The organism is Enterococcus sp. C63 (assembly GCF_040887215.1).
Lineage (GTDB): Bacteria > Bacillota > Bacilli > Lactobacillales > Enterococcaceae > Enterococcus_B > Enterococcus_B hirae.
In genome coordinates, this window is the sequence record NZ_JBFOFI010000007.1 from 98,682 (window position 1) to 112,461 (window position 13,780).

The 13,780-nt window shown below is 39.2% G+C and carries 12 protein-coding genes; 2 read left to right on the plus strand and 10 right to left on the minus strand.

Annotated elements, in window-relative coordinates; all coding sequences use genetic code 11:
- Positions 1–2: 2 nt before the first annotated feature.
- Complete coding sequence (locus AB3H90_RS11055) at positions 3–1,658, minus strand: FAD-dependent oxidoreductase (RefSeq protein ID WP_368016720.1); 1,656 nt, start codon at positions 1,656–1,658, stop codon at positions 3–5.
- Positions 1,659–1,970 carry a rhodanese-like domain-containing protein gene (locus AB3H90_RS11060; protein WP_010720955.1) on the minus strand — a complete coding sequence of 104 codons (312 nt, stop codon included), beginning with the start codon at positions 1,968–1,970 and terminating at the stop codon, positions 1,659–1,661.
- A gap of 171 nt (positions 1,971–2,141) precedes the next feature.
- Here AB3H90_RS11060 and AB3H90_RS11065 point away from each other — a divergent pair, with 171 nt between their 5' ends.
- Positions 2,142–2,402, plus strand: coding sequence for a metal-sensitive transcriptional regulator (locus tag AB3H90_RS11065; protein WP_010737033.1), 261 nt, complete (start codon positions 2,142–2,144; stop codon positions 2,400–2,402).
- 12 nt (positions 2,403–2,414) lie between these two features.
- Entirely contained in the window at positions 2,415–2,726 is a 312-nt protein-coding gene (locus tag AB3H90_RS11070; protein WP_010720957.1) for a DsrE family protein, read from the plus strand.
- Between the two features lie 141 nt (positions 2,727–2,867).
- Here the strand turns inward: AB3H90_RS11070 and AB3H90_RS11075 are convergent, their stop codons facing one another.
- The 8 genes from AB3H90_RS11075 to AB3H90_RS11110 all read right to left on the minus strand — a co-directional run bounded on the left by AB3H90_RS11075 (position 2,868) and on the right by AB3H90_RS11110 (position 13,732).
- Complete coding sequence (locus tag AB3H90_RS11075) at positions 2,868–3,416, minus strand: CDP-alcohol phosphatidyltransferase family protein (RefSeq protein WP_368016721.1); 549 nt, start codon at positions 3,414–3,416, stop codon at positions 2,868–2,870.
- 203 nt (positions 3,417–3,619) lie between these two features.
- A complete protein-coding gene (locus tag AB3H90_RS11080; protein ID WP_368016722.1) occupies positions 3,620–5,518 on the minus strand; it encodes an endonuclease MutS2 in 1,899 nt (632 codons plus the stop codon).
- 511 nt (positions 5,519–6,029) lie between these two features.
- The gene (locus AB3H90_RS11085; RefSeq protein ID WP_010720960.1) at positions 6,030–6,746 is read right to left on the minus strand and encodes an MIP/aquaporin family protein; all 717 of its coding nucleotides are present in this window, start codon (positions 6,744–6,746) and stop codon (positions 6,030–6,032) included.
- On the minus strand, positions 6,747–8,570 hold the full coding sequence (gene glpO, locus AB3H90_RS11090; RefSeq protein WP_368016723.1) for a type 1 glycerol-3-phosphate oxidase: 1,824 nt from the start codon (positions 8,568–8,570) through the stop codon (positions 6,747–6,749). It abuts the gene before it with no gap.
- Positions 8,571–8,584: 14 nt separating this feature from the next.
- The gene (gene glpK, locus AB3H90_RS11095; RefSeq protein WP_368016724.1) at positions 8,585–10,081 is read right to left on the minus strand and encodes a glycerol kinase GlpK; all 1,497 of its coding nucleotides are present in this window, start codon (positions 10,079–10,081) and stop codon (positions 8,585–8,587) included.
- Between the two features lie 112 nt (positions 10,082–10,193).
- Positions 10,194–11,654, minus strand: coding sequence for a helix-turn-helix domain-containing protein (locus AB3H90_RS11100; RefSeq protein WP_053766217.1), 1,461 nt, complete (start codon positions 11,652–11,654; stop codon positions 10,194–10,196).
- Positions 11,644–12,939, minus strand: a complete 1,296-nt coding sequence (locus AB3H90_RS11105) for an FAD-dependent oxidoreductase (protein ID WP_368016725.1) — start codon at positions 12,937–12,939, stop codon at positions 11,644–11,646. Before AB3H90_RS11105 ends, AB3H90_RS11100 begins: the two co-directional genes overlap by 11 nt.
- Positions 12,940–13,162: 223 nt before the next feature.
- Positions 13,163–13,732 (minus strand): hypothetical protein, encoded by a 570-nt coding sequence (locus AB3H90_RS11110; protein ID WP_368016726.1) that lies wholly within the window; start codon positions 13,730–13,732, stop codon positions 13,163–13,165.
- Positions 13,733–13,780 lie beyond the last annotated feature (48 nt).

Genomic DNA, 13,780 nt, shown 5'->3' on the forward strand with positions numbered 1-13,780 from the left:
CTCTATTTTTCTGGATAAATCAAGTCTTCTGGACGAACAGCGTGATACAAAGCAAAGGCGCCATCGAGATTTTGGACATGAAAGCCTGCTTGTTTCAAGATACGTTCTGCTAAGTAACTACGCAGTCCACTATGACAGCTGACAATGTATTCTTTCTCATGGTCTAATTCCGTCAATCGACAGCGTAAATCATTTAAAGGAATATTCAGCGCATCTTTAAAAGCACCGTTTTGCAACTCGCCTTCATTACGAACATCGAGTAAGATTTTTCCTTGTGCAAGTGCTTCTGGCAATTCATGCCATTGGATCGTATCACTTAGCCCTTCTGCGACATTCATGGCCACATATCCCAACATATTCACTGGATCTTTCGCAGAACCAAAAGGTGGCGCATAGGTAAATTCTAATTCCGGTAAATCAAAAATCGTTAGTTGTCCTTTGATGGCTGTGGCTAAACTATCGATTCGTTTATCAACACCTTTGGCACCGACTCCTTGTGCGCCATAGATTTCACCTGTCTTAGGATGAAAGATCAGTTTTAACAAAATATCTGTAGCTTCAGGATAGTAACTAGCATGGTCTTTCCCAGAAACATGGACTACTGAGAAAGGTAAGTTGGCTTGTTGGGCCATTCTTTCTGTTAATCCAGTAGAAGCGGCAGCAAGGTCAAAAACCCGCACAATTGACGTACCAAGACTTCCTCGATTGTTACGGACGATTCCCGCTATATTATCTGCTGCTTGTCGCCCTTGACGGTTAGCAGGAGAAGCAAGAGAAATCAATGCATCGGCACCTGTAATTTGTTGTTTGACAACGATGGCATCTCCCACCGCATAGATGGAAGGATCACTTGTTTGGTAGTGTTCATTGACTACGATCCCCCCACGCAGCCCTGTTTCAAGTCCAGCCATTTTTGCCAATGTACTGTCTGGCTGAACGCCTACTGAGAGGATCGTTAAATCAGAATCGATCGTTGTGCCATCATCTAATCGTAACTGCTTGCCACCATGTTCAAAAGCAGTGACAGAACGTTTTGTTTGGACATGGACGCCTTGTTTAATGAGTTCATTTTGGATATGCACCGCCATTTCTTCATCTAAAGAAGGCAAAACATGTGGTGCCAGTTCTACAATTGAAACTGCCAGTCCACGTTTTTTTAAATTCTCTGCCATTTCCAATCCGATAAAGCCTGCCCCTACTACAACAGCTTTTTTGGGTTGTTCTTCAAGAGCATTCATTACCATATCAATATCCGGTACATTTCTAACAGTATAAACATTTTTGGCTTCTGCTAATCCTGAAATAGCTGGTCTGACTGGTTTTGCCCCTGGGGAAAGAAGCAATACATCATAACTCTCCTGCCATTTTTTCCCGTCAGATAAAACTTCAACTTTCTTTTCATCTGGATAAACGGCTGTGACTTCATGATTGGGACGCACATCTAATTGAAAACGAGCAGCCAATGATTCTGGTGTTTGTACCAAAAGATTCTCTCTCTCACTGATCTCACCAGAGAGATAATAAGGTAACCCGCAATTGGCAAATGAGACATACGGTCCTTTTTCAAACACGACGATTTCAGCATCTTCTTTTAAACGACGTAATCTAGTAGCAGCAGACATCCCCCCTGCTACCCCGCCGACAATAACAATTTTCATTTATTTCCCTCCTACTGTTGGTTCAAACCATTGATTCATTCCACCACGTACATTGATAACATCATACCCCATTTTCTTCAACTCTTTCGTAGCTTGTTTGCTCCGCATTCCCGATTGACAGATGACATAGACAGGCGCTTCTTGTTTTCCTTTGAAACTTAGAATACGTTGAAGTGGAATATTTTTCGCTTGTCTGATATGCCCCCCTTGGTATTCTGCTGGTGTTCTTACATCGATCAACTGAATAGAACCATTCAATTTTTCTTTTAATTCCGCTGTTGAGATTGATTTGACTGTTTGAAATAGTGACATCTTTATTTCCACCTTTTTTATTTTTTGTAAATACCTTACGGGGTATATTCAACACAAAAAAGAGAGAATTGTCAACTATTCAAATTCTAGCTTTTTTAAATCGACATAATTATTTACAAAATATACCTACATAGGGTATCATCTCACTAGAAGCATAAAGGAGGTTTTCAAATGGAAATCAATGACAAGAACATCATCAATCGATTAAAACGAACAGAAGGACAAATTCGCGGCATCCAAAAGATGATTGAAGAAGAGAAAGACTGTATGGCAATTATCACACAATTAAGTGCCGTTCGTTCTAGCATTGATCGTGTCATGGGAATGATCGTGGCAGAAAACTTAAAAGACTGTTTGGAGCATCCAGAAAACAGCGCAGAAGAGCAAGCCAAAAAAATGGAACAAGCAATCAACTTGATCATCAAAAAATAAGGAGAGACGCAAATGAAAGTTGTTTTTCATATCGATGAAACGAGAAAGTGGCATGAAACGATGAATAACGTCAAGAACCTATTGAAAATCGCTCCTGAAACGACGATTGTGGTTAGTGTCAACGGTGAAGGCATCACCGGCTACCTTGATCCAGCAAATGAAGAATTTCTTGCTTTAGGGGTTACCTTCCACGCTTGTGCTAATGCGCTACGTGGCAATCACATCAGTACAGAATCCTTGCCTGAAAAAGTCATCGTGGTACCAGCTGGTATTTTAGACCTCATTGAATTACAAGAAAAAGGCTATGCTTATATCAAACCTTAAGACTACTAGCTTCGAGAGTTAAGCAAGGTTCTCCTATGGAAAATAAAACAATGAGCGGAAATCCATCCCCTCATCAAGTAAAAGAACTCAAACCACTTCCTTGGTTTGAGTTCTTTTATTTGTATTTGAGACATTACTCTCTTAATTCAATAGTTTATGATATTCACGGATATACAAAACGAAGGATTGAAGCAAGCTATAAGTGATCAATCCAAAGATCCAATTGACCCAGATCGCAGGAAGTTCGGGAAACAACAGTAAAAGCACCATGCCTGCGTAAATGACCGCAGTTGCTAATTTCCCATACCATTTTGCCCCATCTAATTTCACATTTTTTCTCAATCCAATGATACCAGCAAAAAACATGAACCCTTCTTTAATCAGAAATAAACCGAATATCCACCAAATCATCGGTCGATACCAAGCTATGGAAAGGATCAAGACCAGTTGCGTCAACTTGTCTGCCACTGGATCTAATAATTTCCCCAATTCCGTGATTTGGTTGAACTTACGAGCAATAAATCCATCTAAAAAGTCAGTGATTCCTGATAGAGCAATCAAGATACCGGCAAGCATAAACGATTGCTCTAAAACAAAGTAAAAATAAAACGGCAAAAGGACCACACGAAAAATTGATAAGAGATTAGGGATCGTTCCTATTTCTTTTCGCCAATTCGAAGTCAGTTTCATCCATGACATCTCCCTAAATAAACTTTGTTCCATTTTAACCTAAATCGGTACAAGTGCCAATTTTTTCCCGTTGTCTAAAGTCATGAATAACTCTCCAATTTAGCTATTCACATACTTAGATCGTAAAAATTACTGGAACGACTGTCGAAAAAAGACGAGAGCTATTGGCTATTCCTCTTTAAAACAATGTCTTCATTTAACCCCTAGTCTCTTTTTTCTCGTCGTTCTTTAGCTTCTTTGGCTAATTTTTTATGCGCTTTTTTCGATCCTCGCGCTAGATCTTTTTGCCATTTTCTAGTTTGAAAGTCTGTAAACAAATGGTCTAATTCATAACCGACTGGATATAACTTTTCTGCTGACATCTTTAACGTGAGACGTTTTCGTGGGACATTGATTAACTCTTTATCCAAGAAAATCGTAACCGTTTCTTCTGCTGTATCTTCATAAACTAAGACTTCTTGTTGGTGGACCGCAGAATATACCCGATCCCCTTTCGAAAATTGCTGCACTTGTGTCTTCGTCCTAGGCACATTTACTTTCGTTGTCTGAAACACTTTTTTGGTTGTCCGATAAGCTTTATGCTGGATATAATATTGGGCTTGTTCGATCAAGGTTTGCGACATGTTCATTTTTTGAGCGATCCATAGCGCTTGGCTTTCTCCTGTTTCCCCCACTTGAAGAAGGTATTTAGGTTTCAATGCTTCTTTATCAAATGCCATTGCGGCTGGAATAAAATCTTCATGATCATTCGCAAATTTTTTGATTTCGCCATAATGAGTAGTTGCAACGATCAATGCCCCTTGTTCATACATGGCTTCCATGATAGCAACTGCTAGCGCTGCTCCTTCATTAGGTTCTGTGCCACTGCCGATCTCGTCAAGTAATACAAGGGTATTTCTGCTCACCTTGCGTAACATCTCGGCAATATTTTGCATATGACCAGAAAACGTACTTAACGCATTCTCGATCGTTTGCTGATCCCCAATATCCACAAAAATCTCATCGAAAACAGCTAGCTCTGTTCCTTCGGTCGCCGGAACTTGTAAACCAAACATCGCCATCAATGTTAATAATCCGACTGTTTTTAATACGACGGTCTTACCACCTGCGTTTGCTCCTGTGATCACTAATCCTCGATAGTCTTTACCAAGTTCAAAATCTAACGGAACAGCCTTCCCTTGGATCAGCGGATGCCTTCCTTGTTTGATCTTGATGTATTCTGATTGATTGATCCGTGGTGTCACACCATGGATTTCTCGACTATACTTCCCTCTGGCGAAAATGATATCTAATCTAGTAATCGTTTCGATAATCAAATCGATTGCTTGTTCTTGTTCTGCTAAAGCACCAGTCAAATAAGCTAAAACTTGATATTCTTCTGCTATTTCTTCTGCTTTTAACAATTGATAATTCATACTTGCTTTTTCCACAGCCGTTGGTTCAATAAAGACGGTCGTTCCTTTATTTGACTGTTCAATAATCGTGCCTGGCACTTTGTTTTTATAACTAGCTTTGATTGGGATCGTATAGTGATCGCCTTTTTGAACAATCATTGCTTCTTGGATCATTTCTTTGTTATGCGGATGTCTTAGAAACTTTAAAAGACGATCTTGGATTTCTTTTTCTGTTAATTGTAATTGTTTTCGTACTTTCCGTAAATTTCGTGAGGCTTCATCACTTACTTTTTGGTTCTTGATTTGTTGATAAATCAATTCTTCGACCATCGACAAATCAGGCATATTCTTACTATACACATGCAACAAGGGTGTTTGATATTGATTTTTTTCAAAAAAACGACGGATCATTCGACTACTTCTTAAAAAGTCTGCATACTCGATCAATTCAGTTGGTGTCAGTAAAAAGCCTTTTTTCACTTGGGAAGTCAACGCATCAATCCGTGTCAATCCCATAAAGGGAACGTGTTGCTGACTTTCTAAGATTTGTCGCGCTTCTTTTGTTTCTTCTTGGCGATTTTTGACTGTCTGTAGATTAGTTTGCGGGGTCATTTCTTCGATACGATTTTTGCTATATTGTCCAATAGCTCGTTTTTTCACTTCTTCTTTGATTTGATTAAATTGTAATTTATCGATTGTTTGTTTCATATTCTCTCCTTTTTTGAAGAGATACCTGTCCTAAAATAAATAAGACCTAGGAAAAATAAAAAGATGAGGAACATCTCAAATAAGACGCGCCCCATCCCTCATTAATAGAATTGTTGGTTATGAAATGACAGGTATCATCTATAAGCATGCCAAATAAGCTTACGGCTCTATTGGCTATTCAACTTACTACGTTAGATACCTTCTACACTCATCAAAATACCTCATTCATCTAGGTTTTATTTATTTTCAAGTTCACTATAGCAAGTTTAGCTGTCACTGTCAATCAATAACGAAAGCCCTTTATTTCACTCTGGTTAGTTCAATCAAGACCCATGAACAAATCTAAAAAAATTTTCTGGTTGTCAGCAAAGCACCCCGTTGATTTTGCGATCTTCAATAACCCATTTTTAAAATGCTGTCCTTTGTAAAGTGCTAAAAAACGATAAAATAGAAGAACTATTTTACCGTTTTTTAGATTATTTATTAATGAATAACACACTTTACCGCCTTTTTATACCATCAACATATACATGCCCACAGCCACGACAGCTCCGACCATTGGCGCTACTACTGGTATCCATGAATAGCCCCAGTCTGAATTTCCTTTGTTTGCAATTGGTAGAATCGCATGGGTCAGACGTGGACCTAGGTCACGAGCTGGGTTGATCGCATAGCCAGTTGGTCCACCTAGGGAAAGACCGATTGCTAAGATCAAACCTCCGACAGCAAAGACATTCGTACCATCGGCAAATGAGTTTTGTCCAAACGCTAATAGTCCTAGTACTAAAACGAAAGTACCGATCAACTCGGTGATAAAGTTCGCTGGATAATTTCGAATGGCAGGACCTGTCGCAAATGTACCTAAAATTGCGCCTTGGTCTTTTGTCACACTCCAATGTGGTAAATACGTCAACCAAACTAAAACAGCACCGACGATCGCACCTAACATTTGCGCAATAATAAACGGAATCACTAGGTTCCAGCCAATTGCACCGGTCATCGCCATCGCTAAAGATACGGCTGGATTCAAATGAGCAGGTCCCATAAATCCGGAAATATAGACAGCCATTGTAACGGCTAGTCCCCAACCAAAAGCAATCACGATCCAACCAGAAGCTTGGGCTTTACTCTTGTTCAAGTTAACCGCAGCACATACCCCATCACCAAGTAAAACTAAAATCATCGTACCAATAAATTCTCCCATAATCTGCGTCATTTCTGCACTCATCTATTTTTCCCCCTTCAATTCACGTAGATCCGACTCTGCGATCAATTCTTCTAAATGAGCTTCTTGACGCTTCTTCTCTTCTGCTGACCAAGCGAAGTAAGACGCAATGGCATCAATGATCGGTTGTTTGATTGCATCAAGTTGATCACGTTCAAACAACAAGTGATTCGTGCGGCGAATCAAGTAGTCGCCTGGTGCTAATACCATTTCTTCTTCTAACCCATAACGTAAACGAGCAGATTCAGCTAAACTTAGTCCTTCATACGGTGTCATTTCTTTTGCCAAAGCAAAAATCTTTTTCGCATTGGTTCCATAAAAATCTGCAATGTATTTTGCATCAGCTTCTGCTAAACCAGATTCAACTCCGATTTTTGTCAATTCTTCCACAGTTTCTTCCAGTTTCGTTGGATCAAAATCTCCACCGGAAACGGGATAATGTTTCGAATCGATTTCTTTTACTGACATCCGGTAGTCATCTTTCAATAACTGGCGGATTAATTTTAGTGCACCCTCTGCCATCTTACGGTAGTCTGTAATCTTCCCGCCTGATAGTGTCACCAAACCATCCGATTCACGTTCTAACGAGCTGCCTCGAGAAATCGAAGAAGGGGCTTTTTCATCACGGCTGTTTTCTAAATGATTCAATACGTCCTCTACTTCTAATCGAGAAGCCTTGTTTTCTTTATATTCAGTAACCGTATCAACGACTTTACTAAAACTTTTATCTGAAATAGAGCCGTTGTCGCCACCGTTATAGTCAGAACCAGAATTACCAATCAATAATGGTCGTAACCCTGCCCAACTTGATTCGATGTCTGCGAGGGTGATGTTTGCATCTGGGTAACGATGATTGATGACATCTAATAAATAGTCCACATCTTCTTGCGTTACTTTTGGATCCGTATAGTCCCCTTGATAGTCCGTATCTGTCGTTCCAAAATACGTTTTATTTTCTCGTGGAATAGCAAAAACCATTCGGCCATCTTGTTTGCCCGTGTCAAAATATGTTGGTTGTGGAACAGGCAGTTTTTTAGCATCTACGACTAGATGAACACCTTTGGTTGGTCGCATCTTAGGTGATACCGCACGTTTGAAATTCAAGTTACGGATTTTATCGACCCATGGGCCACTTGTGTTGATCACTATTTTTGCGTGGATCTCCACGACTTGATCCGTTAGCAGATCACGTGCTTTGACACCCACGATTTGATCTCCTTCATATAAAAAGCCAATCGCTTTCATTTTACTTACTAGGTAAGCGCCATCTTCTGCTGCTTTTTTGATGTTATCGATCACTAAACGTGAATCATTGTTCCGAAAATCTAGATAAACACCAGCGCCCTTTAACCCTTCTTTTTTCAAAAATGGTTCTCGTTCTAACACTTCTTCTGGTGTCAGCGTATAGTTTTCATATTTTGTTCCAGTCACATTTGCCAATTTATCGTAGAGATCCATTGCCACTTTGACTGAAAACATATTAAACGTCGTTGCACCCTCATCTTCATAGATCGGTAGTAACATTGGATCAGGTTTTGGAATGTGTGGCGCAATCCCTTGGACCACCGCTCGTTCGCCTACAGTATCTGCTACAACTTCGACGTCAAAAGTTTTAAGATAACGAATCCCTCCGTGTACTAATTTTGTGGAGCGTGAAGAAGTACCTTCTGCAAAGTCTTGCATTTCGATTAGCCCCGTTTTGATTCCTGATGCTGCGGCTTGAAGCACCACACCAGCCCCTGTGATACCGCCACCAATAATCAGCAGATCCAACTTTTCGTGTTGCATTTTTTCAATACTTTCTTGTCTTGTTCCTCTTGAAAACATGACATTCCCTCCCTTTACTCAAATGCTTGTGTTGCTACTACCGCTTTTTTCCAACCGCCATATAATTTTTCTCTACGCTCTTCAGGCATCTCTACTTCAAACATCTTGCCCGCTTCATAAAATTCTCTGATTTCATCTGTATCTTTCCAAAAACCAACCGCTAAACCAGCTAAAAATGCCGCACCTAATGCCGTAGTTTCCAGATTTTCTGCTCGTTGGATCGGAATATTTAAAATATCTGTCTGAAATTGCATCAAATATTCATTATTCGCTGCGCCACCATCGACCTTCAAGACTGGTATTTTGATCCCTGTGTCTTCTTGCATCGTATCAATGATATCTCTTACTTGGTATGCAATCGATTGTAAGGTTGCTTTGATAATGTCTTCTTTGGTCGTCCCACGTGTCAACCCAAACATCGAACCTCTCGCAGCTTGATCCCAATAAGGTGCCCCTAACCCAACAAATGCTGGCACGACATAGACTTCATCCTCACTTGTGGAACGTTTTGCTGCCTCTTCGGAATCACTTGCTTTTTGTAACATTTGCAACCCATCTCGCAACCATTGGATGGAAGAACCGGCTACGAAAATGCTCCCTTCCAGTGCATAGTAAACCTTGCCATTGATTCCATAACCAATCGTCGTTAATAGATTGTTCTTGGATAGTTGGGGTTCTTCCCCAGTATTCATGACGATAAATGATCCTGTACCATACGTATTTTTGACCATTCCAGGTTCAAAAGCCATTTGTCCAAACAAAGCAGCTTGCTGGTCACCAGCCATCCCAGAAATCGGCACTTCACTTCCATAGAAATGATACCCTTGTGTATAACCATAAATTTCCGAATTAGAAGTCGGTTTTGGCAGCATTGCTCGAGGAATGTTCAAGAGATCAAGGATTTCCTGATCCCAATCAAGATCGTGAATATTAAACAACATCGTCCGACTTGCATTGGAATAATCCGTCACATGTGCTTGACCGTCTGTTAATTTCCATACCAGCCATGAATCGATCGTACCAAAAAGCAATTCGCCTTTTTCAGCACGTTCTTGCGCTCCCTCTACATGGTCAAGAATCCAACGTATTTTTGTAGCAGAAAAATAGGCATCAATCACTAAACCTGTTTTTTTATGGAAAAAGTCTTGGTAGCCTTCCTTTTTTAAATTATCAGCAATTGATGCGGATTGACGAGATTGCCAGACCACAGCATGATAAATCGGACGTCCAGTATCTTTTTCCCAGATCACCGTCGTTTCACGTTGGTTAGTGATCCCGATGCCTGCAATTTGATTCGGTTTGATCCCAGATTCAATGAATGCCCCTGCAATGACCGACTGTACGGAGTTCCAGATTTCATTCGCATCATGTTCCACCCAGCTCTCTTTAGGAAAATGTTGCGTGAATTCTTTTTGTGAACTACCGATATGTCTACCTTTTTTGTCATAAATAATTGCTCGTGAACTTGTCGTTCCTTGGTCAATCGCCATGATGTATGTTGATTCTGTCATTCTGATCTCCTCCATTATCTGCAAACGCTTTCTAAATTTATCTTTATCTTACACCGATTCATTTTTTAGAAACTGCCAAAAAAACATTTATTTTCTGTTTTTTTGACAGTTTTTAATTTTTTGCTTTTTTTTCTTCTTCAATTTTTTGCTTTAACCTTGCGATATCATAGCTTGAAGCAAACTCTGATAAATAATAATAATTTTGATGAGGATCTTCTTGATTAAATGTGATCACTAAATCATACTTTTTCCCTGGTCGTCGATTTTCAATCTCAATCCCACTGATTCCTTTTAGCTCTCTTAACAAAAATTGTTGAAATGCCACTCGATAAATCGGTAATGTTTCAATATCGATTCCGATAGTGACCGATTTCGCAATATAAAAATCGATCATCATAAGAATATTGGCATACTGAATCATGAGATAACTTAAAGCAGCTTCTTCACCTTGTTTAGCAGGTAGTTGTGTCAGCGTTGTTTCTTTCAATCGTTCGAGTAATTGACTAAGGGAGCGGCCTAACATCTTTTTCTGTTGTTGCAAGAGATGTTCTGGCTCATAGATCATCATGACTCCTCGAAAAAAATAAAACTCATTATCGATTTGAGCTAATTGATAACCGACTGCTTTTTCTTCCTTGATCTTCAACTTTCGTGGACGATAGTGCCACAACATCGTTTCTCTAATGTACGTATCTAATACAGCTGTTGGTAATTTTTTGCTTCGGGTTAAATCATATTGATAAAAATGTTCTTCTGATAACACAGCAAACGAGACAAAAAAACTGTAAAACATCAAAGGCTCATAGCCACTGATCTCAGCAGCTGTCCGACTTAAATAAAGTGAAATGACCGGATCAAGTGCTTGATACAAACGATCCTTTTGGTAAAGTATTTTCTTTTCTTTCAATGTAGCAAACGTCGTTTTTTCACTCAATAGCCGTTTACGAGTGATCCCTAGCCAGCAGGCGATTTTACTAGCTGACTCTTGAGAGAATGTCGTTTCTAAGGCTCGCTCCAATCCTAAAATAAGTGGCGCTTTATCAGGCGTCTGTTGTAAAAAAAGCGGACGTTGTGATTCAGAGATAAATTGGAATAACACATAGTAGAAATAACGAACTTGCAATTCCTCGCCATAGAGTTGGCCATTTTTGATTTGTAGAGAAAATTCTTGCAGTAACTGATTCAATTCTTTGATCTTACGAAAGACAGAAGATTCGCTGATATTAAAAGCTGTCGCTAGACGAACGATCGATGCTTGGTGATGTTCTAATAAATAAACAAGCAGATTGAATTTCAAGCTTTGTTGAACTAAGAATAGAATGATTTTTTCTAAGCTGACATCTTCAGCCAACTCTAATGTGACTTGAAATTCATTTCTTTTGATTGCTACTTTCTTCCCCATCATCCTACCGATCATTGGGATTTCTGCTATATATTGATCAAATGATGTTTTAGAAAGATTGACTTGTTCCCTTAATTGATTCGTTCCTACAGTTCCACCATGCAACACCATTTCCCTAAGAATCAACACTTGCAACTGCTCTTTTTTCTCTAATAATTGTTCAATCTTCATCGAGCGTATCAACCACCTTTATCAATTGAAGCGGCAACCGATATTCTGGCTGGAAGAATAACTCCCGTTCGAATAATTTCTCTAACGTCCAGCCTTCCTCGATAGCGAGAGTGAATCGATCCAATAAATCGAATATCTCCTCTCGACTTCGCAACTGCGCACCAAGTAATTGTCCCTTTTCATTGCACATCACTTTGATTTTCGCCGTTTCACTATTGGTCGCAGCTAAGCGGGCAAGCAAATATGTTTTACGGACCGCCTGCGGATAAAAAATACTTTCTTCTTCCGTTAGTCCGACACTTCCCAGAAAATAACCAAACCAATGATTTCCAATTGCTCGGTAGGTTCCCGGATCTTTCGTACGTTTGCCACTAATCGTTTGACTGACCACTTGTGCCGTACGTAGTGCATTATTGACCAAAGAGACATACATTTTTTCTTGAGTCGGTTGGAACGTCACTTGGATCGCATCACCGATTGCATAAATATCCTTCGCTGACGTTTGCAAATACTCATCGACCCAAATCGTACCATCTTCATTTAGCTTCAACTGATCTTGCCAGAGATGATGGTCTGGACGCGTGTGATTCGCTAGCAGAACTAAATCATAGCTTTCTGTTTTTTGATCCGTCACTACGACCACTTGCTCGTTTTCTTCGAGCGTTTGCACTTGTTCATTCAAAAACAATTGGATATGCCGTTGCAATAACTCATGCGTTAACGGTTCAACCATTTCGGGATCGAAATAACGGAACAACAATGTTGGTCGACTTTCATAGAGATGGATTTCTTTTTGCTGATGATATAACCCTTCTGCTATTTCTAGTCCTACTTGTCCCGCACCAATCACAGCAATCTTTTGTGCCTTCGCAAGACTTTGTTCCAAAGATTCTTTTAAGTGGATATCTTTAACAGAACGGATCTGCGTACTTTTGTTTCCATTTTTGAATTGCTGACTCGAACCCGTTGCAATCACTAACGTATCAAAAGTAAGCTGACGCCCATTTTGGATAAACACTGTCTTCGTGGCTATTTCAAGTGAAACGACTTCCGTGCGTACTTGCACATCAATTGCGTATAGCGCTTGCAATTCTTCCTTAGTCAACCAATAAAGTTGCTCTTTACTTGTGAGTTGCTTTTTTAACAGTAAATTGAGTCCACTCGGTATAAATCCAATCTTGTCCTGTTTTTCCAAAAGTATGATTTCACTGTCAGGACAACTTTTTCGCAAAGAAATTGCTGCATAGATCCCCGCAAAAGAACCACCAATGATCACGATCCTCATCCATTTCCCTCTTTTCCAATAGCCTATTTGAAGAGTATCATGTAACCGTTAATGTTTCAAAAAATGTACTCAAAAACGAAGCAAATCTTCAATCACAAGAACAGCCGTGGTGTTAGATCAAGTAGGCAACTTTTGCAGAATAAAAAAATAAGTTCGATTTTGACAATAAAAATCAAAATCGAACTTATCTTCTTTTTGAGAAAGAACTATCGTCCCAGTCTCATTAATCTATTATTAACGAAGCATCAATTACAATAAACTTTTTGTACTCCACATCATAGATTGTCCATAAATATGCTCCAAGTCCTTCTCGCCCCCCATTATAATATTGGGTAAATTCATTATTCCAAAGATAGATTTCCAACCTTTTTTTTTCTGGAAAAAGTTGCTGGTTTATTTCAATAAAATCTTCCTTTTTCCCATATAAATTTTGAGGATTATCCATAAACGCATGTTCATATGTTCCTTTTTCTTCAAAAAATTCTTCGACAGATATTTTTTTGCTATTCATTAACTCTGGATTTACTTGGATAGGATAACCTTTGACTTCATCAAATGAACGCAAATTAGTGTAAATAATCTTTTCCTCTCTTGTTTCCTGATACTTCTTTTCATATTCCCTACTAGTAAACTTTCCATCTTTTGTTTTAATCGCCCAAATTCTAAGCGCCCACAGTCTATTTTTGTAATTAAGAAAAGCTAATGCAGCTTCTTGATGACTTATTATCTTTTGATAATTCTCTTCATAAAAAAAGCATAATTCATAGCAAAACTTTTTTTTCTGAAATTCCATGTTTCTTCTTCTAATAATTCCATTTCATCACTCTCCTATACTTCCCTA

Bases quoted from the DNA above. Each gene is read 5' to 3' on its own strand.
- AB3H90_RS11055 (WP_368016720.1), bottom strand. From the start codon at position 1,658: ATGAAAATTGTTATTGTCGGCGGGGTAGCAGGGGGGATGTCTGCTGCT.
- AB3H90_RS11060 (WP_010720955.1), bottom strand. From the start codon at position 1,970: ATGTCACTATTTCAAACAGTCAAATCAATCTCAACAGCGGAATTAAAA.
- AB3H90_RS11065 (WP_010737033.1), top strand. From the start codon at position 2,142: ATGGAAATCAATGACAAGAACATCATCAATCGATTAAAACGAACAGAA.
- AB3H90_RS11070 (WP_010720957.1), top strand. From the start codon at position 2,415: ATGAAAGTTGTTTTTCATATCGATGAAACGAGAAAGTGGCATGAAACG.
- AB3H90_RS11075 (WP_368016721.1), bottom strand. From the start codon at position 3,416: ATGAAACTGACTTCGAATTGGCGAAAAGAAATAGGAACGATCCCTAAT.
- AB3H90_RS11080 (WP_368016722.1), bottom strand. From the start codon at position 5,518: ATGAAACAAACAATCGATAAATTACAATTTAATCAAATCAAAGAAGAA.
- AB3H90_RS11085 (WP_010720960.1), bottom strand. From the start codon at position 6,746: ATGAGTGCAGAAATGACGCAGATTATGGGAGAATTTATTGGTACGATG.
- glpO (WP_368016723.1), bottom strand. From the start codon at position 8,570: ATGTTTTCAAGAGGAACAAGACAAGAAAGTATTGAAAAAATGCAACAC.
- glpK (WP_368016724.1), bottom strand. From the start codon at position 10,081: ATGACAGAATCAACATACATCATGGCGATTGACCAAGGAACGACAAGT.
- AB3H90_RS11100 (WP_053766217.1), bottom strand. From the start codon at position 11,654: ATGAAGATTGAACAATTATTAGAGAAAAAAGAGCAGTTGCAAGTGTTG.
- AB3H90_RS11105 (WP_368016725.1), bottom strand. From the start codon at position 12,939: ATGAGGATCGTGATCATTGGTGGTTCTTTTGCGGGGATCTATGCAGCA.
- AB3H90_RS11110 (WP_368016726.1), bottom strand. From the start codon at position 13,732: ATGGAATTTCAGAAAAAAAAGTTTTGCTATGAATTATGCTTTTTTTAT.